Source organism: Streptomyces sp. NPDC001070 (genome assembly GCF_053598835.1).
Map to the genome: position 1 here is coordinate 33,447 of NZ_JBSFLB010000005.1, position 22,585 is coordinate 56,031.

21 protein-coding genes are annotated in these 22,585 nt (G+C 72.4%); 5 read left to right on the plus strand and 16 right to left on the minus strand.

Annotated features, from left to right (window positions below; all coding sequences use genetic code 11):
• Positions 1-101: 101 nt before the first annotated feature.
• Both ACWDAS_RS07790 and ACWDAS_RS07795 read right to left on the minus strand, forming a co-directional pair.
• Positions 102-1,451, minus strand: coding sequence for a class II 3-deoxy-7-phosphoheptulonate synthase (locus ACWDAS_RS07790; protein WP_450387963.1), 1,350 nt, complete (start codon positions 1,449-1,451; stop codon positions 102-104).
• 295 nt (positions 1,452-1,746) lie between these two features.
• Complete coding sequence (locus tag ACWDAS_RS07795) at positions 1,747-2,271, minus strand: anthrone oxygenase family protein (protein ID WP_450387964.1); 525 nt, start codon at positions 2,269-2,271, stop codon at positions 1,747-1,749.
• A 245-nt stretch (positions 2,272-2,516) separates the two neighbouring features.
• On the opposite strand from ACWDAS_RS07795, the gene erm reads away from it, so the two are divergent.
• The gene (erm, locus tag ACWDAS_RS07800; protein WP_450388216.1) at positions 2,517-3,269 is read left to right on the plus strand and encodes a 23S ribosomal RNA methyltransferase Erm; all 753 of its coding nucleotides are present in this window, start codon (positions 2,517-2,519) and stop codon (positions 3,267-3,269) included.
• A 25-nt stretch (positions 3,270-3,294) separates the two neighbouring features.
• On the opposite strand, the gene ACWDAS_RS07805 is transcribed toward erm, so the two are convergent.
• Entirely contained in the window at positions 3,295-3,879 is a 585-nt protein-coding gene (locus ACWDAS_RS07805; protein WP_450388217.1) for a Uma2 family endonuclease, read from the minus strand.
• Between the two features lie 286 nt (positions 3,880-4,165).
• Here ACWDAS_RS07805 and ACWDAS_RS07810 point away from each other — a divergent pair, with 286 nt between their 5' ends.
• Positions 4,166-6,109: an anthranilate synthase family protein gene (locus ACWDAS_RS07810; RefSeq protein WP_450387965.1), complete on the plus strand. Its 1,944-nt coding sequence runs from the start codon at positions 4,166-4,168 to the stop codon at positions 6,107-6,109.
• A gap of 178 nt (positions 6,110-6,287) precedes the next feature.
• On the opposite strand, the gene ACWDAS_RS07815 is transcribed toward ACWDAS_RS07810, so the two are convergent.
• The 5 genes from ACWDAS_RS07815 to ACWDAS_RS07835 all read right to left on the minus strand — a co-directional run bounded on the left by ACWDAS_RS07815 (position 6,288) and on the right by ACWDAS_RS07835 (position 10,963).
• On the minus strand, positions 6,288-6,950 hold the full coding sequence (locus ACWDAS_RS07815) for a uridine kinase family protein (protein ID WP_450387966.1): 663 nt from the start codon (positions 6,948-6,950) through the stop codon (positions 6,288-6,290).
• Positions 6,951-7,081: 131 nt separating this feature from the next.
• Positions 7,082-8,110 (minus strand): 6-phosphofructokinase, encoded by a 1,029-nt coding sequence (locus tag ACWDAS_RS07820; RefSeq protein WP_450387967.1) that lies wholly within the window; start codon positions 8,108-8,110, stop codon positions 7,082-7,084.
• A gap of 187 nt (positions 8,111-8,297) precedes the next feature.
• Entirely contained in the window at positions 8,298-8,957 is a 660-nt protein-coding gene (locus ACWDAS_RS07825) for a response regulator (RefSeq protein ID WP_450387968.1), read from the minus strand.
• Between the two features lie 17 nt (positions 8,958-8,974).
• Complete coding sequence (gene macS / locus ACWDAS_RS07830; protein ID WP_450387969.1) at positions 8,975-10,111, minus strand: MacS family sensor histidine kinase; 1,137 nt, start codon at positions 10,109-10,111, stop codon at positions 8,975-8,977.
• A gap of 141 nt (positions 10,112-10,252) precedes the next feature.
• Positions 10,253-10,963 carry a lysophospholipid acyltransferase family protein gene (locus tag ACWDAS_RS07835; protein WP_450387970.1) on the minus strand — a complete coding sequence of 237 codons (711 nt, stop codon included), beginning with the start codon at positions 10,961-10,963 and terminating at the stop codon, positions 10,253-10,255.
• 127 nt (positions 10,964-11,090) lie between these two features.
• Between ACWDAS_RS07835 and ACWDAS_RS07840 the strand changes: the two genes are divergently transcribed.
• Together ACWDAS_RS07840 and ACWDAS_RS07845 are read left to right on the plus strand one after the other, a co-directional pair.
• Positions 11,091-11,876: an alpha/beta hydrolase gene (locus ACWDAS_RS07840; RefSeq protein ID WP_450387971.1), complete on the plus strand. Its 786-nt coding sequence runs from the start codon at positions 11,091-11,093 to the stop codon at positions 11,874-11,876.
• Positions 11,869-12,450 carry a hypothetical protein gene (locus ACWDAS_RS07845; RefSeq protein ID WP_450387972.1) on the plus strand — a complete coding sequence of 194 codons (582 nt, stop codon included), beginning with the start codon at positions 11,869-11,871 and terminating at the stop codon, positions 12,448-12,450. The genes ACWDAS_RS07840 and ACWDAS_RS07845 overlap by 8 nt, the downstream gene beginning before the upstream one ends.
• 197 nt (positions 12,451-12,647) lie before the next feature.
• Here the strand turns inward: ACWDAS_RS07845 and ACWDAS_RS07850 are convergent, their stop codons facing one another.
• The 6 genes from ACWDAS_RS07850 to ACWDAS_RS07875 all read right to left on the minus strand — a co-directional run bounded on the left by ACWDAS_RS07850 (position 12,648) and on the right by ACWDAS_RS07875 (position 17,619).
• Positions 12,648-13,412 (minus strand): endonuclease/exonuclease/phosphatase family protein, encoded by a 765-nt coding sequence (locus ACWDAS_RS07850; RefSeq protein WP_450387973.1) that lies wholly within the window; start codon positions 13,410-13,412, stop codon positions 12,648-12,650.
• Positions 13,413-13,559: 147 nt separating this feature from the next.
• Positions 13,560-14,501 (minus strand): ROK family glucokinase, encoded by a 942-nt coding sequence (locus ACWDAS_RS07855; protein WP_450387974.1) that lies wholly within the window; start codon positions 14,499-14,501, stop codon positions 13,560-13,562.
• 105 nt (positions 14,502-14,606) lie between these two features.
• A complete protein-coding gene (locus ACWDAS_RS07860; RefSeq protein ID WP_450387975.1) occupies positions 14,607-15,008 on the minus strand; it encodes a DUF5304 family protein in 402 nt (133 codons plus the stop codon).
• Positions 15,009-15,075: 67 nt separating this feature from the next.
• Positions 15,076-16,308, minus strand: a complete 1,233-nt coding sequence (locus ACWDAS_RS07865; protein ID WP_450387976.1) for an ArsA family ATPase — start codon at positions 16,306-16,308, stop codon at positions 15,076-15,078.
• Between the two features lies 1 nt (position 16,309).
• Positions 16,310-16,753, minus strand: coding sequence for an SRPBCC family protein (locus ACWDAS_RS07870; protein ID WP_450387977.1), 444 nt, complete (start codon positions 16,751-16,753; stop codon positions 16,310-16,312).
• A 98-nt stretch (positions 16,754-16,851) separates the two neighbouring features.
• The gene (locus tag ACWDAS_RS07875) at positions 16,852-17,619 is read right to left on the minus strand and encodes a metallophosphoesterase family protein (protein WP_450387978.1); all 768 of its coding nucleotides are present in this window, start codon (positions 17,617-17,619) and stop codon (positions 16,852-16,854) included.
• A 285-nt stretch (positions 17,620-17,904) separates the two neighbouring features.
• Between ACWDAS_RS07875 and ACWDAS_RS07880 the strand changes: the two genes are divergently transcribed.
• On the plus strand, positions 17,905-19,701 hold the full coding sequence (locus tag ACWDAS_RS07880; RefSeq protein ID WP_450387979.1) for an AMP-dependent synthetase/ligase: 1,797 nt from the start codon (positions 17,905-17,907) through the stop codon (positions 19,699-19,701).
• A gap of 76 nt (positions 19,702-19,777) precedes the next feature.
• On the opposite strand, the gene ACWDAS_RS07885 is transcribed toward ACWDAS_RS07880, so the two are convergent.
• Both ACWDAS_RS07885 and ACWDAS_RS07890 read right to left on the minus strand, forming a co-directional pair.
• A complete protein-coding gene (locus ACWDAS_RS07885; protein WP_450387980.1) occupies positions 19,778-21,397 on the minus strand; it encodes a GMC oxidoreductase in 1,620 nt (539 codons plus the stop codon).
• Positions 21,398-21,452: 55 nt separating this feature from the next.
• Positions 21,453-22,583: a glycosyltransferase family 4 protein gene (locus tag ACWDAS_RS07890; protein WP_450387981.1), complete on the minus strand. Its 1,131-nt coding sequence runs from the start codon at positions 22,581-22,583 to the stop codon at positions 21,453-21,455.
• Positions 22,584-22,585: the final 2 nt, after the last annotated feature.

The window sequence follows — 22,585 nt, forward strand, 5'->3', positions numbered from 1 at the left end:
CGGACTGAGGTTAACCTAACCTTACCCGCCAGGCGAATGGCTGAAAACCGACGAGGGGCGCGGATCGATGTGATCCGCGCCCCTCTTCCGTTTCCTCGGCTCTACTGGCCGCGGTACATCTCCGCCACCAGGAAGGCCAGGTCCAGGGACTGGCTGCGGTTGAGCCGGGGGTCGCAGGCCGTCTCGTAGCGCTGGTGCAGGTCGTCGACGAAGATCTCGTCGCCGCCGCCCACGCACTCGGTCACGTCGTCGCCGGTCAGCTCCACGTGGATGCCGCCGGGGTGGGTGCCGAGGCCGTGGTGCACCTCGAAGAAGCCCTTGACCTCGTCGAGCACGTCGTCGAATCGGCGGGTCTTGTGGCCGGAGGCCGCCTCGAAGGTGTTGCCGTGCATCGGGTCGCACACCCACGCGACCCGCGCGCCGGAGGCTGTGACCTTCTCCACCAGGTTCGGCAGCAGGTCGCGCACCTTGCCGGCGCCCATACGCGTGATGAACGTCAGGCGGCCGGGCTCGCGGGCCGGGTCCAGCCGGTCGATCAGCGTGAGCGCTTCCTCGGGCGTGGTCGTCGGGCCGAGTTTCACGCCGATCGGGTTGCGGATCTTCGACGCGAACTCGATGTGCGCGTGGTCGAGCTGACGGGTGCGCTCACCGATCCAGACCATGTGCCCGGACACGTCGTACAGCTGCCCGGTGCGCGAGTCCACGCGGGTGAGCGCCGACTCGTAGTCCAGCAGCAGCGCCTCGTGGGAGGCGTAGAACTCGACGGTCTTGAACTCCTCCGGGTCCGCGCCGCACGCGTGCATGAAGTTCAGCGCTCTGTCGATCTCGCGGGCGAGGGCCTCGTAGCGCTGCCCGGACGGCGAGGACCTCACGAAGTCCTGGTTCCAGGCGTGCACCTGGCGCAGGTCGGCGTAGCCGCCGGTGGTGAAGGCCCGTACGAGGTTCAGCGTCGCCGAGGACGCGTGGTACATGCGCTTCAGCCGCTCGGGGTCCGGCACGCGGGCCGCCTCGGTGAACTCGAAGCCGTTGACCGAGTCACCGCGGTAGGTGGGGAGGGTCACCCCGTCCCGGGTCTCCGTCGGCTTCGAACGCGGCTTGCTGTACTGGCCGGCGATCCGGCCGACCTTCACGACCGGCACGGACGCGGCGTACGTGAGGACGGCGCCCATCTGCAGCAGCGTCTTGAGCTTGCTGCGGATCTGGTCGGCGCCGATCTGGTCGAAGGCCTCGGCGCAGTCGCCGCCCTGCAGCAGGAACGCCTCACCACGGGCCACAGCCCCCAGGCGGTCGCGCAGCTGGTCGCACTCGCCTGCGAAGACGAGCGGCGGATACGACTCGAGCTCCGCGATCACTTCGCGCAGAGCCTCGGGGTCGGGGTACTCAGGCTGCTGCGCCGCGGGCAGTGAGCGCCAGGTCTGGCGCCCGGCGTGGGTTTCAGCGGTCACGGTCACGCAGTCCACATTACGTGGTCGTGTCCGTTCCTTTGCGCATCGGACCAGAGGATGAGACGACCGAGTGACCCCCTTGGACCCCGGTCCACCCCGCCCGACCTCGCTCTCCGCGGCCGCGACCGCCCCCGCACGGGGCCCGCGCCCCGGTGCGTCGCCGGCGGCCCCGGCGGTGCGCCCCGGCACGGCCGCCCCGTCGGCGTCCACCCAGTGAGACGCCCCGCGTGGTTCACACAGGCGGTGGTCTTCCGGCACTGTCCGCGGTGCGGGGAGCGCAACCTCGTCAAGGACGGCGGCTTCACATGTGCCCTGTGCGAAGCGCCGCTTCCGCCGCGGCCCGGCCGCTGAGGAGGAGCGCCCGGCCGAGGCAGCCCAGCGCGGCCGTGCACAGGAGCGTGCGCAGCAGGTTCCAGCGGACCCAGGCCGACTCGAACGCCGCGCGCACGGCGGCGGGATCGGCGATGCGGCCGGGGTCGCCCGCCGCGTCCAGCCGGTTGTTGAGCGGGATGCTGACGCCGAAGGTGATGACGAGCACCGCCAGGTAGAGCGCGGCCGCGGCGACGACCCACGGCAGGAGGACACGCCCGCCGTCGCGGAGGCAGAGCACCACCGCGGCGGCGGACAGCGGCAGGGCGCCGCCGAAGGCCAGGAGGAACCAGCCGTTCTGGATGGCGACGTTGATGCGCTGCATCGCCTCCACCAGGGTGCGGTCGCCCGACCTGGCCAGGCCCGGCATGACGGCGACGGAGAACGCGAAGAACAGTCCGGCCATGAGGCCGACGGCGACGGTGGCCGCGAGAAGGACGGCGTCTCGGGAGGTCATGCGACCAGTGAAACGGCCCGCGCCGAGACGGAACATGGCCGAAGAGCGCGATCCCATACGTGAACGTCCACGCCCGAAAACCAGGTGCGTCCGCTGTCCGGGCCCGGATAGCGTGCGGCACATGGGTTGCACCTACTACATCAAGCTGCGCCGGGCATAGCCGCGGCGCTCTTCGCCGCGGCATCGGGTCCATCGTCGGAACCTCTCATGTCGCGGAGTGCACACCCATGCCTCACCACCGGTCCATGGTGGGCGGCCGGCACGAGCTCGGCCAGAACTTCCTCACCGACCACACGGTCATCGCCTCCATCGAGGCACTCGTCGCCGCCACCAGCGGACCCATCGTGGAGATCGGGCCCGGCGACGGCGCGCTGACCGTCCCCCTGAGCAGGGCCGGCCGCCCCCTCACGGCCGTCGAGATCGACCCCCGGCGCGCGCTGCGCCTCCAGCGGCGGCTGCCGCCGGGCGCACGCGTCGTCAACGCCGACATCCTGCGCTACCGCTTCCCCCGGGAGCCGCATGTGATCGTCGGCAATCTGCCCTTCCACCTGACGACCACGATCCTGCGGCGCGTGCTCGCCGCAGAACGCTGGGAGTCCGCTGTGCTCCTCGTCCAGTGGGAGGTGGCCCGCCGCCGCGCGGGCGTCGGTGGTGCCAGCATGCTCACGGCCGCCTGGTGGCCCTGGTACGGCTTCGCCCTCCACTCCCGCGTCCCCGCAAGGGCCTTCCGCCCGGCACCGTCCGTCGACGGCGGCCTGCTGACGATGACCCGGCGGCCGGCACCGCTCGTCCCGGACGGCCGCCGCGCCTACCAGGCCTTCGTCCGGGACGTCTTCACGGGCCCGGGCCGCGGCCTGCGCGAAGTCCTTACCCGTACCGGGCACTTCGACCGCACGGCGCTGCGCGACTGGCTGCGGGCCGAGCGCGTGCCGCCGTACGCCCTGCCCAAGGACCTCACGGCGGAGCAATGGGCGTCACTGTGGGGGCTGGTGCGGTGAGCGGGACGCTTCCGGGAGGCGGCGGCTACAGCCGCTCGATCTCGGCGAGGTCGATGTCGACGGCGAACGGCACGGAGACCTTGAGGCGTTCGTGGTGGATGCCGGTCGCGACGTAGGTGCCCGTGGCCGGCTCCAGTTCGAAGACGTAGACGACGGGGAGCCGGCCCTCGCCCTTCTCGACCCGCCAGAAGTGCGGGATGCCCGCCTCGGCGTAGAGCTGCGGCTTGCGCTTGCGGTCGCGCTCCTCGGAGTCGGGTGAGACCACCTCGACCACGAGCACGGCGTCGGCCGCCTGGTACCCCGTCTCGTCGGCCCCGTCGCTCGCGGCCTCGGCCCGCACCAGAACGAGGTCCGGCTCGGGGCGGTTGCGCCTGTTCAGGACGACGCTCATCTCCCGCCGCACCCGGAGGGTCTCCGGGACCGTCGCCCGCAGGCCCTGCTCCAGCAGGTACATCGCCAACGAGTGAAAGCTCTTCTGCGGGCTCACGAAAACCAGGCTCCCGTCGATCAACTCCGTGTGCGGCGGGAGGTCGGGAATGCGGTCCAGGTCGTCCGAGGTGAAGCCGCCACGCGGCGGAATCGCCCAGGCCGGCAGCGGTTCGGCGGTCATGATTCCTCCCATGGACGGGATTCTGGACGCACCCCCGAGCGTACCGGCGAGGCTCGTCCCCGCGATGCCCGGAAAGCGTGAGACACGGGCACCGCATCGCGGACGCATGCGTTAGGGTGCGGAGCATGTACGCGCAGCAGACGCACCTGCAGTGGTGGTGGACCGCAGATCCGGCGGCCCACTAGCAGCGCGTAGGCACAGGCAGACGCTCAGGCCGCCCCAGGGGCGGCCTTCGGTGTTTCTGCGGCCGTCCCTTCCCTTCGCCGAAGACCGGAAGGAACCCGCCGTGGAGAACCAGGATCCCCCGACCACGCCCTCCGCCGCCGCACTCGTCGCGCGGCTGCTGGACCCTGCCTGCCCACCGTTCGCACTGCTCAGGCGCAGGGCGCCGGGCCGCGCCGCGGACACCGTCGAAGTGCTGCTCGGGCCGGTCTCGACGGCCGGGCGGCTGACGGACATCGCGCTGCCCACCGGGGCCCCCGAGGGAGCGCGGCCGGAGGTCGACGCGCTGGCCCTCGTCCCGTACCGGCAGATCAGGGAGCGCGGCTTCGACGTGCGCGACGACGGGACGCCCCTGGTGGTGCTGCGGCCGCTGGAGGCGTACGAGCTTTCGCTGCCCGAGCTCATGGCGGCACTGCCGGCGCACGCGGTGCGGGTGGACGGCGGCGCGTTCGACGTCGACGACGAGACGTACGCCGGGATCGTGGAGCGCGTGATCGAGGACGAGATCGGACGCGGCGAGGGCGCGAACTTCGTCATCCGGCGCACCTTCCGGGGCGCGATCCCCGGGTTCGGCGCCGCGGACGCGCTGGCGCTGTTCCGGCGGCTGCTCGACGGCGAGCGCGGCGCGTACTGGACGTTCGTGGTGCGGACGCCGGAACGCACGCTGGTCGGGGCGAGCCCCGAGGTGCACGTGCGGATGGCCGGCGGCACGGTCGTGATGAACCCGATCAGCGGCACCTACCGCTACCCCGCCCAGGGCCCGGACATGGAGGGGCTGCTGGCCTTCCTGCGCGACGCGAAGGAGGTGGAGGAACTGACGATGGTGGTCGACGAGGAGCTGAAGATGATGTGCACCGTCGGCGACCTCGGCGGCGTCGTCGTCGGCCCCCGGCTGAAGGAGATGGCGCACCTGGCGCACACCGAGTACGAGCTGCGCGGCCGCAGCACCATGGACGTGCGGGACGTGCTGCGCGAGACGATGTTCGCGGCGACGGTGACCGGATCACCGGTGCAGAACGCCTGCCGGGTGATCGAGCGCCACGAACCGGGCGGCCGCGGTTACTACGCGGGCGCCCTCGCGCTGATCGGACGGGACGCGGGCGGGGCGCAGACCCTGGACTCGCCGATCCTCATCCGCACGGCGGACATCGACGCCGGGGGTGTGCTGAAGGTCCCGGTGGGCGCGACGCTGGTGCGGCGCTCCGACCCGTACGGGGAGGTCGCCGAGACGCACGCGAAGGCGGCGGGCGTGCTGGCCGCGCTCGGGGTGGGGCCGGGACGGGCGGACGGCCGGGCGGCGCAACGGCCGCGGCTGGGCGACGACATCCGGGTGCGGGCCGCCCTGGACGGACGGCGCAGGAACCTGGCGCCGTTCTGGCTGCGGATGCGGACCGCGCAACAGCCCGGCGCGCTGACCGGGCGCGCCCTCGTGGTGGACGGCGAGGACACCTTCACGGCGATGCTCGCGCACGTACTGCGGTCGTCCGGGCTGGGAGTGACCGTGCGCCGCTACGACGAGCCGGGGCTGCGGGGAGCCGTCCTGGCGCACGAGGGCCCGGTCGTCCTCGGTCCGGGGCCGGGCGACCCGGCCGACACCGGCGACCCCAAGATGGTCCTCCTCCGCGGCCTCGCCGCCGAGCTGGTGCGCGGTCACCGGCACGGCCTGCTGGGGGTCTGCCTCGGCCAGGAGCTGATCGCCGCCGAGCTCGGGCTGGACGTCGTCCGCAAGGACGTCCCCTTCCAGGGCGCGCAGACGTCGATCGACCTGTTCGGGCGGCCCGAGACCGTGGGGTTCTACAACTCCTTCACCGCGCGCTGTGACGACGCGACGGCGGAGGAACTGGCGATGCACCGGGTCGAGCTCAGCCGCGACCCCGCCACGGGCGACGTGCACGCGATGCGCGGCCCGGGCTTCGCGGGCGTCCAGTTCCACCCGGAGTCGGTGCTCACCCTCAACGGCACCGCGATCGTGGCGGAACTGCTGGCGGGCGTGACCGTCGCCGGGTAGCGGCCGGCCGTCGGGTGCGGGGGCGGCGCCCCCGCACCGCCGAAATCGTTGGCCGGACGAGCGCGGGGACGCCGCGCTGTCGGACGCCGTGGCGGTGACGGTGACCTACCGGCGGGACGGCACGGCCCTGGTCCGCACAGCCGCCTGCAACGTGTGACGCGCTGCGCCGGGGGGCCGGTCAGACGGCCGCCGCGGGGAACGGGTGGGTGCGGGGGGAGGCGGCGCGGGGGCGCCGGGGACGGACGGCCGCAACCGGCTCCGGGACCGACTCGGGGACTGGTGACAGGAGCGGGCCGACCAGGCCCAGCACCGCGGCCAGCATCTCCGGGCCGTCGGCGGTGCCGTCGACCACCAGGTCGGCCAGCGCCCGGGAGGGCGCGACATGGGCGACGTGACGCTCCCGCCCGCTCTGCAGGTAGTTCAGCAGGGACAGCCGCGGGTCCTGCCGCTGGATCTCGATCTTGCGGAGGATCTTGCGGGCCAGCCGCACGTCGTCGGGGGTGTCGACGTACACCCGCCAGTCCGCCCGTTCCCGTACCGAGGGCAGGGTCAGGGCGAAGAGGCCCTCGACCACCACGAGGCGCACGCCGGGCCGGGCCAGCGCCGCGTCGATCGCGGCGCTGACGGCGGCCTCGTCGATGGAGCCGGGATGGTTCCAGTCGAGGATGGCGTGCCCGCCGGCGCTGACCGTCCACACGCCCCTCAGGGGGTCGTGCGCGGGCACGTAGTAGTCGTCCAGATGGACCAGTGCGATGCTCTCGGGACACTTCAGCGACAGGGCTTCGGCAAGGGTGGACTTGCCGGATGCGGTGCCGCCTGCGACCGCCAGTACACCCGTCATGCCGGGCGCTCCTCATGTGCTCAAGGGGGATAAACGAAGCGGCCGGACAAGCCGGGTGCAGGGAATGTACGGCCGCGTGATCGCCCATGGCAAGCGGGGAAAGCGCAGACGGCGCCGGGGAAACGACGTGTTTACCCGAAGAAGACTCCCGCCTCGGCGTAGAGCCGGGGATCGACCGTCTTGAGGTGCGTCGTCGCGTCGCGCAGCGGCACCCGGACGATGTCCGTTCCGCGCAGGGCGACCATCTTCCCGTAGTCCTGGTCGCGGACCGCTTCGATGGCGTGCAGCCCGAAGCGGGTGGCGAGCCAGCGGTCGAAGGCGCTGGGGGTGCCGCCGCGCTGGATGTGGCCGAGCACGGTGGTGCGGGCCTCCTTGCCGGTGCGCCGTTCGATCTCCTTGGCGAGCCACTCTCCGACGCCGGACAGGCGCACGTGGCCGAAGGAGTCGAGCGACTCGTCCTTCAGCACCATGTCGCCGTCCTTGGGCATCGCGCCCTCCGCGACCACGACGATGGGCGCGTAGCGGATCTTGAAGCGGCTCTCCACCCAGGCGCAGACCTGGTCGACGTCGAAGCGCTGCTCGGGGATGAGGATGGCGTTGGCGCCGCCTGCGAGGCCCGAGTGGAGGGCGATCCATCCGGCGTGGCGGCCCATCACCTCGACGACGAGGACGCGCATGTGCGACTCGGCGGTGGTGTGGAGGCGGTCGATGGCCTCCGTGGCGATGTTGACGGCGGTGTCGAAACCGAAGGTGTAGTCGGTGGCCGCCAGGTCGTTGTCGATGGTCTTCGGTACGCCGACACAGGGGACGCCGTACTCGTCCGACAGTGCGGTCGCGACCCCGAGGGTGTCCTCGCCGCCGATCGCGATCAGTGCGTCGACCTCGTACTTGACGAGGTTCTCCTTGACGCGGCGCACGCCGTTCTCCGCCTTGAGCGGGTTCGTGCGCGACGAGCCGAGGATCGTGCCGCCGCGCGGGAGGATGCCGCGCACGGCGGGGATGTCGAGCGGCACGGTGTCCCCCTGGAGGGGGCCGTGCCAGCCGTCCCTGAAACCGGTGAACTCGTATCCGTACTCCTGGACACCCTTGCGCACGATGGCACGGATGACCGCGTTGAGCCCGGGGCAGTCTCCGCCGCCGGTCAGCACGCCAACTCGCATGATCCATCCCTTCCCGTTCGCACCTTTTGCCTGCGTCGAAGACGCTAGCGTGACCGGCGTCACAGATGGGATGGGCCGTTCGGTGAAATCCCTTGATCCACGGGGATGTTGGCCCGCCGATTTCACCCTTCCGGAGGGCGCGCGCCCGAAGACGCGAGCGCGCCCCCGGGCGGTCGGGCCGTCGGGGCTACTCCTCGTCGAGGCCGCGTTCGATGGCGTAGCGGACGAGCTCGACGCGGTTGTGGAGCTGGAGCTTGCCGAGGGTGTTCTGGACGTGGTTCTGGACGGTGCGGTGGGAGATGACCAGGCGCTCGGCGATCTGCTTGTAGCTGAGCCCCTTGGCGACCAGTCGCAGGACCTCCGTCTCGCGGTCCGTGAGGCGGGGCGCCTCCGGGGTGTCGGCCGCCGCCGGGGCGGGGTCGGAGGCGAGACGGCGGTACTCGCCGAGGACGAGGCCGGCGAGGCCCGGGGTGAAGACGGGGTCGCCGACTGCGGTGCGGCGGACGGCGTCGAGCAGTTCCTCCCGGCCGGCGGACTTCAGCAGGTAGCCGGTGGCGCCGGACTTGACCGCCTCCAGGACGTCCTCGTGCTCGCCGCTCGCCGAGAGCACCAGCACCCGCAGGGCCGGGTTGTCGGCGATGACGTCCTTGCAGACCTGGACCCCGGACAGGCCGGGGAGGTTGAGGTCGAGGACGAGCACTTCGGGCATGGCCGCCTTGGCGCGCCGCACCGCCTCCGGGCCGTCGCCCGCCGTGGCGACCACCACGTAGCCGGCCTCGGTGAGGTCGCGGGCGACCGCGTCCCGCCACATGGGGTGGTCGTCGACCACCATCACCTTCACGGCCATGACCCCAATCTCCTCTTTCACTTCGTGAGCCTCAACTCGACTTCTGTCCCCTGGCCCGGCACCGACACCAGTTCCGCCGTGCCGCCGAGGTCCCGCAGCCGGCCGCGGATGGACTGGGCGACCCCGAGCCTGCCCTCCGCCTCGGCGGCGGCGAGGCGGCCCGCGGGGATGCCGGGGCCGTCGTCGCGGACGCTGACCAGGACGGCGTCGGGTTCGTCCTCGACCAGGATCCAGGCGTGGGCGTCCTCGCCCGCGTGCCGGCGGACGTTCTCCAGGGCGGCGCCCACGGCGGCGGCGACTTCGCGTGCGGCCCGCGCCGGGACGAGGACGGGGGTGCCGGGCGCGGAGACGGTGACCCGGGTGCTGCCGTACGGGGCGAGCAGGGCGCGCAGATCGCGGGGGGCGTCCTCGTCCCCGTCCTCGTCCCGGTCGCCGCGGGGGGACGGCAGCGCGGCGGCGCCGTCGGTGACCAGGGCGCGCAGCGCGGCCTCCTGCTCCCCGGCCATGCGGCCCAGGGCCTCGGACTCGCCGCCGATCTCGGCGCCGCGCCGCTGCACCATGGCGAGCACCTGCAGCACGTTGTCGTGGATGTCGCGGGCCAACCGCTCCCGCTCGCGGGTGGCGGCCTCGATCTGCAGGGCGCGGGCGAGGGTGCGCTCACTGGCGCGGGCGACCTCGACGACGTAGCCGATGGCGATGCTCGCGATGGCGACCAGCAGCACGTTGTGCACGGTGTCGCGGGCCGGTGCCCCCCGTTCGACGATGTTGGCACCGCCGACCAGGCAGGAGGCGGCCGCCGCCCAGCGCCAGCCGCCCTTGATGGCGAAGGCGAGCACCGAGCCGGCCGTCCAGATCGACGGGAGCGTGGGGCCTCCGTCGAGGATGCGCTGGTGCGACTCGACGAGCGGGGTGATGAGGATGCCGGTGAGGGCGATGCCGAGGTCGGCGAAGAGGAAGGGCCTGGTGCAGCGCTGCGGCGAGCTCACCTTGCCGGTCGTGGCCAGCGTCCACACCGTGAGCACGGCCATGTAGGCCGCGCCCGCCAGCGGGTGCGCGTGCTCGCGGTAGGCGAGGGCGTACAGGCCGATGGCGTACGCCGCGGTCAGCAGCCGGTAGCCGGTCAGGGCGCGCCACAGCGGCTGCTCGACCGACATGCGTGCGACGCTCGGCGCCCGCCCCGCGGCTCCCCCGCGGGTTCTCTCCACGGCTTTGCCGCCGGATCCCCCTCCGGCTCTGTCGTCCCCGGCTCTGTCCCCGGCCATGGGCCGTCCCCCCGTCCCCCCGTTTCCCCCGGGTTACGACTCGCTCTGCTGCCTCTTCGCCGCCTCGGCGATCTGCCGCTTGGCGGCGGTCGCGTAGATGTCCACGTACTCCTGGCCGGAGAGCTTCATGATCTCGTACATCACCTCGTCGGTGACCGAGCGCAGGATGAAGCGGTCCTGCTCCATGCCCATGTAGCGACTGAAGTCCAGCGGCTTGCCGATCCGGATGCCGGGGCGCATCAGCTTGGGCATGACCTGCCCCGGCGGCTGGATCTTCTCCGTGTCGATCATGGCGACCGGGATCACGGGTGCGCCGGTGGCGAGCGCGATGCGGGCCAGGCCGCCGGGCTTGCCGCGGTAGAGGCGGCCGTCGGGCGAGCGGGTGCCCTCGGGGTAGATGCCGAAGAGCTCGCCGGCCTCGATGACCTTTATCCCGCTGCGGATGGCCGCCTCGCCCGCGCCCCGCGCGCCGGAGCGGTCCACGGGGAGCTGGCCGACGCCCTTGAAGAAGGCGGCGGTGAGCTTGCCCTTGATGCCCGGCGTGGTGAAGTACTCCGCCTTGGCGATGAACGTGACCTTGCGGTCGAGCACGGCGGGCAGGAAGAAGGAGTCCGAGAAGGACAGGTGGTTGCTCGCCAGGATCGCCGGCCCCTGCTTGGGGATGTGCTCCAGCCCCTCCACCCACGGCCGGAACGCGGCCCGCAGGGGATGGCCGATGGCGACCTTCATCACGCCGTACAACAACCGATGACCTCCTGTGTCTGACGGGAAGACCTTAACGCCAGATCCGCCGGTGCTCTCCCCCGGCGTCGGCCGTCCGCGTACTGTGAGGTATCGCTTTTCGCGCATTCCACCGAACAGGAGACTTACGGTGCCGCTGATGCCCGGAGCCGAGCCCTACCGCCACGACGGCGGCGAGGTCGGTGTCCTGTTGTGCCACGGATTCACCGGCACACCGCAGTCGCTGCGGCCGTGGGCCGAGTACCTCGCCGAGCGGGGCCTGACCGTGTCCGTGCCGCTGCTGCCGGGGCACGGCACGCGCTGGCAGGACATGCAGCTCACCGGCTGGGAGGACTGGTACGCGGAGGTGGACCGGGAATTCCGCGCGCTCTCCGAACGCTGTGACCGGGTGTTTGTCTTCGGAATGTCCATGGGCGGGGCCCTGACGTTGCGGCTGGCCGCCCAGCACGGCAGCGCGATCAGCGGCATCACGCTGGTCAACCCCTCGGTCAAGGCGGACAGTCATCAACTGAAGGTCGTTCCCCTGCTGCGGCACTTCGTGCCGTCGGTGCCCGGCATCGTGAGCGACATCGCCAAGGAGGACGCGGCGGAGGTCGGCTACGACCGCACCCCGCTGCGCGCGGTGTACTCGCTGAGCCGTTTCTGGACGCTGGTACGGCATGAGCTGCCGCAGGTGACGCAGCCGCTTCTGCTGCTGCACAGCCGCGTCGACCACGTCGTGCACCCGTCGAACTCCGCGGTCGTGCTGAGCCGGGTGTCGTCCACGGACGTCACGGAGACGGTGCTGGAACGCAGTTATCACGTCGCGACGCTGGACCACGACGCGGAGACGATCTTCGAGCAGTCGTACGCCTTCGTCGAGCGGCTCTCGGGCGCGGGAGAGCAGGCGGAGAAGGAGGACGCGGCCAGTGGGTGAGCACGAGGAGGAGCGCCGCCAGGTCCCCGAGGGCGGCGAGCCGGAGCGCGCGCCGCTCGACGAGGAGGCGGCGTGGGCCCAGCTCGTCGCGGCGTACGAGAACGACCCGGCGCCCGGGACGGGTTCCTGGCCGGCGGCCGAGGACGTCCCCGAGGCGGACGGGAAGTCCGGCGCCGGGGACGCCGACGGCAAGGGCGACCGGGACGGGAGCGAGGGCGTGGCCGACCCGGCCGCCCTGCCCTCCGCCCCGGACGCGACGCGCATCGTCATCCACCCCGTGCTGTCCGGTCCCCGTGACTTCGAGCTGGACGAGGACGAGGACGAGGGCCACTACGTGCCGCCCGAGCCGCCGCCGCTGCCGGAGGCGGACGTGACGACGAAGTTCGCCTGGCTCGGCGCGCTCGGCGGGCCGCTGCTCATCTTCGGGTTCGTCCTGTTCCAGGAGCCGCTGCCGTGGTGGGCGGTCACCGTCGGCATCGGCGGCTTCCTCGGCGGCTTCGCCACCCTGGTGACGCGGATGCGTCCGGGCGGCGACGAGGACGACGATCTGCCGGGCGGCGGCGCGGTCGTCTGACCGGCGCGTTCCGACGATCCGGCGGGGTTCCACGCCTCCTTCGGCCGCGACTTCATCTTCGACGCCCGGACGTACGAGTTCCTCGGTTTCCGAGGATGTCCGCACCTCCGGGGGCCGGATCTTCGTCCAGCTCTCCTGCCTCGGCAGCCGGGCGATCACCGACCGGGCGAAACAGAGCCCCTGAGCCCGCGTCGCCGTCAGGCGGACGCGGGCACCCTGAGGGCGGCCAGGACCGGGAGGTGGTCCGTGGCCGCCCTCAGGTCGTCCGGGGTGATGCCGGGCAGGCCGTGCGGGACCCCGCAGCCGAGGACCTCGATGCCCGGGGTCGCGAAGATCGCGTCGATCCGCTGGTGCGGGTCGTGCGGGGTGGAGGTGTACTCGCCGCCCCAGGGTCTGGTCGCCCACGCGTCCTGCAGATCGCCGGCCAGCCTGCGGAAGGTGCGGCCGTGCGGGCTGTCGTTGAGGTCGCCGCCCACGATCGCGTACGGCTCTCCCATCGCGGCGATGCGGTCCAGCAGCATGCCGCCCTGGTCGTAGCGCTCGCGGGCCTGGAGCGAGAGGTGGCAGCTGAGGACGGACAGCCGGGCGCCTCCGACGCGCACGACGGCGGTGGCGAAACCGCGCCGGTGCAGGCCGGGCGTGCGGGGCAGCAGGACGTCCTCGGTGCGCTCCACGTGCACCCGCAGGGACGACAGGAGCAGCGGTCCCGTGGCGGTGGCCCCGCCGGTCACGGCGACCAGCCCCGAGCCGCGAGCGAGACGCGCGACGGCCTTCCGCCAGCGGAAGAAGCGCGGCGCCTCCTGGATCAGCGCGAGGTCGGGGGCGCAGGCGCGGATCACCCGGGCGAGCGCGACGGTGTCGTCCCGCATCGAGCGGATGTTGTAGCTCAGCACGCGGATGACGGCGGAGCCGTCCGGCTCCGTGCGGGACGCCGGCAGATCCGGCAGCGGGCCCTCGCTCACGGGCTCACTGTAGCGGCGCGGCCGCCGCCGCACGGGTCACGAGGGCGGGTGCCCGCCCCGAAAGGCGACTGCCCCCGCACCCCTGTGCGGGGAGTGCGGGGGCAGCGGTGCCGGGCGGGTGACCGCCGGGGCCGGAACCGGCGGGCTCTAGCCCTGGCGGGCGAGGTCGGCAGCGCCGACGAGGCCGGCCTTGCCGCCGAGCTGGGCGGCGAGGACCTGGGCGTGCGGACGGTACTGGCCGCCGACCAGCCAGCGGCGGAACGACTTGCGGATGGGCTCGAGGACGAGCTCGCCCTCGTCCGAGACTCCGCCGCCGACGATGAAGGCGGAGGGGTCGAAGAGCGAGGCCAGGTCGGCGAGGCCGGCGCCGGCCCAGCGGGCCAGCTCGCGGAAGGAGTCGACGGCGACCTTGTCGCCGCCGCGCGCGGCCCGGCTGATGTGCTGGCCCTGGATGCCCTCGGGGGTGCCGTCGCCGAGCGACAGCAGCAGCGTCGCGTTCTCCGGCTGGGCGACCGCCCGCTGCTTGGCGTACCGCACCAGCGCCCGGCCGGAGGCGTACTGCTCCCAGCAGCCCTGGCTGCCGCAGCCGCACAGCAGGCCGTCGGGCACCATGCGGATGTGGCCGAACTCGCCGGCCACGCCGAAACGGCCGCGGCGCAGCTTGTTGCCGATGATGATGCCGCCGCCGAGCCCGGTGCCGAGGGTGATGCAGATGACGTCGTCGTGCCCCTGGCCGGCGCCGAAGCGGTACTCGCCCCAGGCGGCGGCGTTGGCGTCGTTCTCGACGACGACGGGGAGGCCGACGCGCTGCTCGACCTTGTCCTTCAGCGGCTCGTGACGCCAACGGATGTTGGGCGCGAAGAGCACGGTGGCGCGCTTGTCGTCGACATAGCCGGCGGCGCCGATGCCGACGGCCTCGACCGTGTGCTGCGCGCTGACGTCGTGCACCGCGGTGGCGATGGCGTCGACGACCCCCTCGGAGGTCTGCGGGGTCGGCACCTTGACGATCTCGAGAATCGAGCCTTCCTCGTCGACCACGCCGGCCGCGATCTTGGTGCCGCCGATGTCGACGCCGATGGTGAGTCCCATGTGTCCCTCAGTATTCGGTCGATCCCCGCTGCGTCCAACCGTACCGGAGGGCGAGGTGCGCCCTGTTCGGCCCCGATGCCTCGGTTCGCGGTCGTGTCGTGGCTTTCACTCCAGGTCGATGCGCTCGCTGGACGACGTGTCACCGCCGGAGGTCCACCGGCGCTCCTGCCCGCTGACCGCGGCGCGGTAGGCGGCCAGGATCTCGGCGCCCGCGGCGGCGAGATGGTCGAAGACCTCGGGGTTGCGTTCGACGATCGGCTCCACCGCCTGCTTGACCTGGGCGATCAGCCCCTGCGCGGCCATCTCGGCGGCGGGGCTGCGCAGCAGTGAGAGCCGGTCGCCGACCGCTTCGGCGAGACGGCGCAGCTCCTCGCCGGCGCTGCCGGCGGTCTGTCCGTTCCGCTGCCTTCGGCGGGCGTTCTCCGCGGCGATGTCCTCCGCACTCGCCTTGGCCCAGGCGTCGGAATCGGTGTCGGGGCGGTCCGCACGGTCCGTGGATTCGCTCATGGTGGCTCCGTAAGGCTCCGGCTTGGTACCCACGACGGTACCTGAAGGGAGGCGGCGCTTTCAGGGGTCAGCGGGGCCACAGACCGGGATCGGGGGCGAACCGGACCTGGAGCGCGCCGTCGCGGAGGGCCGCCCCGGCCACGGTGCAGCGGCGCAGCGCGGAGGGCAGCGGGAGGATGCGGCGGTACCCCTCGGCGTCGACGACGAGTTCGTCGCCGCGGCGCACGAGGTCGACGGTGTCGCGGGTCGCACCGGGCAGCGGCAGCCGCCAGACGAAGTGGCCCTCGGCGGCGAGCCGGTCCTCGGTGGTCCACGGCGGCGTGGCGGCGCCCTCCCGCACGTCCGCGGGCGGAGCGGCGGCGAGCCGGGCGAGGTCCTCGGCGCCGCGCGGTTCGCGGCCGAGGTGCGGCAGTTCGTGGAGCTCGGTGGGTGTGCCGGCCAGCTCGGCGCGGAGGGCGCGCAGTTCCTTGCGGCGGTGGCCGGACAGTTCGGCGAGCCAGGGATCGGGGGACTCGGCGGGCAGCAGGCGGTTGGCGACGACGGCCTCGAGGCGGTGGCCGTACAGGGCCAGTCCGGTGCGGGCGCGGCGTACGGCGTCCGCGGCGTGCGTGCCGGGGGCGACGACGAGCCGTACGGTCGTGGCCGCGTCCTCGACGACGGCCTGGGCGGCGGCCAGTTCCCGGTCGGCGCGGGCGGCGGCCTCGTACGCCCAGGCGCCGGGCGCGGGTACGCCGGCGAGCTGGGCGAGGACCGGGCGCAGGGCGCGGGCGGCCTGCCGCTCCTGGGGCACCAGCCGGGCGATGTACCGGCGCAGTTGCGCGGGCAGGGCCAGCGCGGCGAGGGCGTCGTGGACCGGCGGGAGGTCGACGACGACGAGGTCCCAGCCGCCGGCGGTGTCCCGCAGGGCGCGCAGCAGCGCGAAGGCCTCGGCGCCGGGGAGCTCGGTCAGTTCCTCGGGGTCGAGCGGTGCCGCGCCGAGCAGGTCGAGCAGGGAACCCAGGCGCTGCTGGACGGCCCCGGCGTCGGCCCGGAAGGCGGCGGCCGCGTCGAGGCGCGCGGCCCACAGACCGGGAACGGACTCGACGGGGGCGATGGGCAGCGGTACGGCGTCGTCCCCCGCCGTCCCGGCACCGGCCGCGCCCCGGGGCGGCCGGTGGCCCAGCACCCTTTCGAGCGATCCGTCGCGGTCCGTGGAAAGCACCAGCACGCGCCGCCCGGACGCGCTCGCGGCCACGGCCGTGGCGGCGGCGACCGTCGTGCGTCCGGCGCCGCCCGTCCCGGTGACCAGAACCGTGCGCACGTCAGCCCTGGGACTCGACGCGCTTCTTCAGGCCGGCGAGGGCACGGTCGATGATGACCTTCTCGGCCTTGCGCTTGATCATGCCGAGCATGGGGATCTTGACGTCGACGGTCAGCTGGTAGGTGACCTCGGTGCGCTTGCCGTCCTCGAGCGGGGCCAGGATGTAGGCCCCGTCGAGGGTGCGCAGCATCTGCGACTTGACCAGCGTCCAGTGGACCTCGTTGTCGCCGACCCAGGTGTAGGCGAGGGTGTGGTCGTCCTTGATGGCACCCGCGTCCAGGAGGAGCCGGACCTGCTCGGCGCGGCCGTCGCCGGCGGCGGAGAGGATCTCGGCCTCCTTCACCTCGCCGGTCCACTCCGGGTACCGGGCGAAGTCCGCGATGACGCCCATGACATCGGCCGGTGCCGCGTCGATCGTGATGCTCGACCTGGTGTGTTCCGCCATCGCCGTGGCCCCTCCGGGACGTCGCGTCGTGTAGTGCTGTTGTGTGTCTGCCGGTGAAGGCTACCGCCTGGTCGGGCGGCCGTAGACCGCCGGGGGCGTCACCATTGCAGCGCCCATGGCGTTCGGGTGGAGTTGAAGTGGCCGACGTTGACGCATTCGGTCATCCCGAGCCGCATCCGCCGCACGAGCGGCTGGTGGACGTGGCCGAACAGCGCGTACCGGGGGCGCACCCGACGGATCGCCTCCAGCAGCGCCTCGCTGCCGCGTTCGAGGCGCCGGGCCACGGTGTCGTAGCAGAGCTCGGGGACGGCTGGCGGGATGTGCGAGCACAGCACGTCGACCTCGCCGAGGGCCTCCACCTTGGCGGCGTAGGTCTCGTCGTCGATCTCGTACGGGGTGCGGTAGGGAGTGCGCAGCCCGCCACCGACGAAGCCGAAGACCAGGCCGCCGATCTCCACGGTGGTGCCGTCGAGCACCGTGGTGCCGGGCCGGGCGTACTCGGGCCAGAGCCCCGGGATGTCGACGTTGCCGTAGGTGGCGTACGTCGGCTCGGGGAAGGCGGCGAACAGCTCGGCGTACTGGCGGCGTACGGCGGACTCGATGGCGGTGCGCCGGTCGGTGCCGAGGCCGTCCCACAGTTCGCGGTCGAGGGCACGGGCCTCGTCCCAGCGCAGGGCGGTGCGCAGGCCCACCATGCGGGAGGCGTTCTCGGCGCCGAAGAGGTCCGGGAAGATGCCCCGGGAGTGGTCCGCGTAGTCGAGGAAGAGGATCAGGTCGCCGAGGCAGATCAGCGCGTCGGCCCCGTCTCCGGCCTTGGCGAGCGCTTCGGAGGCGCCGTGGACGTCGCTGACGACATGGACCCGCATGGCGATCACTCTAGGACGCGACGGCCGGGGTTGGGGAGGGCACACCGGGACCCTTGTTACCTGCGGGTCACCTGTGGCCTCGACTAGGCTTCGGACCAGTAGATCCGCAGTGTGCCGCCGCGGAGCTCCGGCGTGTGACGACGATGTGACACACAAAACATCTACACGGCACCCCCTACCGCAGAAGCTTTACCGGTGGGTAACGTCCGGGCAGACCGTTCCATGCTTCAACCATGCAGTGGACGCAGCCAGCACCGCCGCCGGCGCCGATGAGGAGCAGCAGTCTTGCGCGAGTTCAGCCTTCCGGCTCTCTACGAGGTCCCTGCGGACGGCAATCTGACGGATCTCATCCGCCGCAACGCCGCTCAGCATCCCGATGTTCCCGTCATCGCGCGGAAGACCTCGGCCGGTGAGTGGGCGGACGTCACCGCCACGGCGTTCCTCGCCGAGGTACGTGCCGCGGCCAAGGGCCTGATCGCCTCGGGTGTGCAGCCCGGCGACCGGGTCGCCCTGATCTCCCGCACCCGGTACGAGTGGACCCTGTTCGACTTCGCCGTCTGGAGCGCGGGAGCGGTCACCGTCCCGGTCTACGAGACCTCCTCGGCCGAGCAGATCGAGTGGATCCTGAGCGACTCGGGCGCGGTCGCGGCGATCGTGGAGACCGAGGGCCACGAGAAGTCGGTGGAGTCGGTGCGCGACCGGCTGCCGCAGCTGAAGCACGTGTGGCGGATCGAGGCGGGCGCCGTGGAGACGCTCGGCGCGGCGGGCACGGACATCGCCGAGGCGATGGTGGACGAGCGCGGCGCCCACGCCAAGGCCGACTCCCCGGCCACGATCGTCTACACCTCCGGCACCACCGGGCGTCCCAAGGGCTGTGTGCTCACGCACCGCGCGTTCTTCGCCGAGTGCGGCAACGTCGTGGAGCGCCTGAAGCCGCTCTTCCGCACCGGTGACTCCTCGATCCTGCTCTTCCTGCCGCTCGCCCACGTCTTCGGCCGGCTGGTCGAGGTGGCCAGCGTCATGGCGCCGATCAAGCTGGGGCACGTCAGCGACATCAAGAACCTCACCGGTGAGCTGGCCGCCTTCCGGCCGACGCTGCTGCTGGGCGTGCCGCGCGTCTTCGAGAAGGTCTACAACTCCGCGCGCGCCCAGGCGCAGGCCGGCGGCAAGGGGAAGATCTTCGACAAGGCCACCGAGGTGGCGATCGAGTACAGCCGCGCGCTGGACTCGGCGAGCGGCCCGACGCTGGGCCTGAAGTTCAAGCACAAGGTCTTCGACCGGCTGGTCTACAGCAAGCTGCGCGCCGTGCTCGGCGGCCGCGCCGAGTACTCGATCTCCGGCGGCGCCCCGCTGGGCGAGCGGCTGGGCCACTTCTACCGCGGCATCGGCTTCACGGTGCTGGAGGGCTACGGCCTCACGGAGTCCTGTGCGGCCACCGCCTTCAACCCCTGGGACCGTACGAAGATCGGCACCGTCGGACAGCCGCTGCCCGGCTCCACGGTCCGCATCGCCGACGACGGCGAGGTCCTGCTCCATGGCGAGCACCTGTTCGCCGGCTACTGGAACAACGAGGCGGCCACGGCCGAGGCGGTCACCGACGGCTGGTTCCACACCGGCGACATCGGGACGCTGGACGAGGACGGCTACATCACCATCACCGGCCGCAAGAAGGAGATCATCGTCACGGCGGGCGGCAAGAACGTCGCCCCCGCGGTGATCGAGGACCGCATTCGCGCCCACGCGCTGATCGCCGAGTGCATGGTGGTCGGCGACGGCAAGCCCTTCATCGGCGCGCTGGTCACCCTGGACGAGGAGTTCCTGCCCCGCTGGGCCGAGCAGCACGGCAAGGCCGGCCGCACGGTCGCGGAGCTCCGCCAGGACCCGGAGCTGCTGGCCGAGGTGCAGTCGGCGATCGACGACGGCAACGCGGCGGTCTCCAAGGCGGAGGCGGTGAAGAAGTTCCGCATCCTGGCAACGCAGTTCACCGAGGAGTCCGGGCACGTCACGCCGTCGCTGAAGCTGAAGCGCAACGTGGTGCTGCGGGACTACGCGGACGAGATCGCCGCGATCTACGCCAAGTGAGCCGTCCCTGACGGGCTCTCACCTTCGTTGACGGTGGCCGCCGTACGCCTCGCGCGCACGGCGGCCGCCGGCGTTCCTAGGTGATGCCGTCCTGTGCCAGGACCCTGGCCATGGTGCGCTCCGCCAGGGCGGTGATGGTGACGAACGGGTTGACCCCGATGGAGCCCGGCACCAGCGAGCCGTCGACGACGTACAGGCCGTCGTAGCCGTTGGCGCGGCCGTAGGAGTCGGTGGCGCTGCCGAGGACGCAGCCGCCGAGCGGGTGGTAGCAGAAGTCGTCGGCGAAGGCGCGGGTGTCGCCGAACAGGTCGTAGCGGTAGATGGTGGCGTTGGCCCGGTTGATCCGGTCGAAGAGGGTCTTCGCGGAGTTGACCGAGGGCTGGTTCTGCGAACGGGTCCAGTCGAGCACGGCCTTGTCGCCGCCCGGGTCGTAGACGAAGGTGCCCCGCTCGGGGTTCTTGGTGATGGCGAGGTAGAGGCTGACCCACGTCTCCAGACCGGTGGGGAGCGGGGCGATCTCGGCGAAGACCGGATTGGCCGCGTTGTTCCAGTCGTTGATGCCCATCACGGGGATGGTCGACTGGTGGGCGCCGGTGGGGTTCCACAGGTAGTTGGCGCGGCCGAGCATGATGTTCCCGTTGCCCGCCCAGCCCTTGCCGACGGCGGGGCTGAGGTTCGGCAGGGCGCCGGTCTCCCGTGCGCGCAGCAGCAGTTCGGTCGTGCCGAGGCTCCCGGCGGCGAGGAACAGCCGGCGGCAGCCGACCTCACGGGTGGAGACGACGGTGCCGGTGAGGTCCGTCTGCGCCACCGTCAGCACATAGGTGCCGTCGGGGTTCCTGTGGATCGCCGTCACACGGCTGAGCGTCTCGATGGTGACGTTGCCGGTGCCGAGGGCGGCGGCGAGGTAGGTCCTGTCGAGGCTGCGCTTGCCGAAGTTGTTGCCGTAGATGACCTCCTGGGCGAGGGCCGACTTGGTGGCGGTGCCCGCGGCCTCGCGCTGCATGTAGCCGAAGTCGTAGACGTTGGGCACGAAGGTGGTGGCGAGCCCGGCCTTGGCGGCCTGGGCACGGGAGACGCGGGTGAACTGGTACCACTCGGCGCTCTCGAACCAGTCCGGCGCGATGGTGTTGACGCCGAGCATGCGGTTGGCGAGCGGGAACCACGTGCCGTACATGGCGTCCGCGTCGACCTGCGGGAGGACCTCCTGGAAGTAGGCGCGGTCGGGCGTGACGGCCATGCCGCCGTTGACGAGGGAGCCGCCGCCGACGCCGCGGCCGACGTAGACGGACATGCCGGGGTGGTCGACGCGATCCAGGACGCCGGGGTAGGGCGTGATGTCCTTGTTGACCACGTCCAGCCACAGGAAGCTGGCCAGGGGTGCCGCGGTGCGGGTGCGGAACCACATCGAGCGGCGGTCCGGCGAGGCGGTGCTGCAGAAGACCTTGCCGTCGGAGGCAGGCGCGTCCCAGGCCCGCCCCATTTCCAGTACGAGGGTTCTCACGCCCGCCTCGGCCAAGCGCAGCGCCGCGACCGCGCCTCCGTATCCGGAGCCGATGACGACGGCGGGTGCGTAGTCGGCAGCGTCCCCGGCCGCCGCGGCGGTCGGGGAGAGGTCGATGCGGGTGAGACCCATCACAGCGGCCGTCTGCAGGGCGGCGATACCCAGAATGTGACGGCGCGTCAGATTTGATGTCATGGGCGAATCATGGGCGGAATGGCGGATTCCGCCCATACCGTGCGCTCATGGTCTTTTACAAGAGGGCCTTCAGCCGCTCCGCGAGCAGATCCCACCGCCAGGCGTCCTCGACCCACTTGCGCCCGCGCTCGCCCATCCGGCGCCGCAGCTCCGCGTCGCCCAGCAGCGCCAGTATCCGCTCGGCGGCCTCCCCGGGCTCCCCGCCGCGCACCACCCAACCGGTCTCGCCGTCCAGCACCGCGTCCGGCGCGCCGCCGGAGTCGCCCGCGACGACCGGCAGGCCGGTGGCCGAGGCCTCCAGGTAGACGATGCCGAGCCCCTCGACGTCCAGTCCGCCGCGGCGCGTGCGGCACGGCATGGCGAAGACGTCCCCGGCGCCGAAGTGCGCGGGCAGCTCCTCCCAGGGCACCGCCCCGGTGAACCGCACCGAGTCCGCCACCCCGGTCCGCTCGGCCAGCCGCTTCAGCTCGTCGGCGTAGGGACCGCCGCCCACGATCAGCAGGACCGTGTCCGGCTCCGCGGCCAGGATCAGCGGCATGGCCTGGATCAGGGTGTCCTGGCCCTTGCGCGGCACCAGGCGGGAGACGCAGACGACCACCGGCCGGTCCGTCAGCCCCAGCCGGGCGCGCACGGCCTCACCGCCGGAGGCGGGGTGGAAGGTCTTCTCGTCGACGCCCGGCGGCAGCTGCACCATGCGCGCGGCGGCCTCGGGCGTCAGCGCCCGCGCGATCCGGGACCGGGTGTACTCGCCCAGATACGTGATCGTGTCCGTGCCCTCGCCGATCCGCCGCAGCAGCCCGCGGCTCGCGGGCAGCTGCGCCCACCCCGCCTCGTGACCGTGGGTCGTCGCCACCAGGCGGCGCGCCCCCGCCTTCCGCAGTGCGGGCGCCATCAGCCCGAGTGGAGCCGCCGCCCCGAACCACACCGAGGCGCAGCCGTGTTCACGCAGGAGCGCGGCGGCCCGCCGGGTCACCCTCGGGGTCGGAAGCAACATCGTCGTACGATCACGTACGACCGGGAAGGGCTGCTCGGCATCGAACGCGGCGACCTCGGAGCCGTCCCGCCAGGTCGACGCGTACACCACCACCCGGCCGGGATCGAGGCGCAGCGCCATGCTGTGCACGAACGCCTGGATGCCACCGGGGCGTGGCGGGAAGTCGTTGGTGACGATCAGGGTCTTGTCCATAC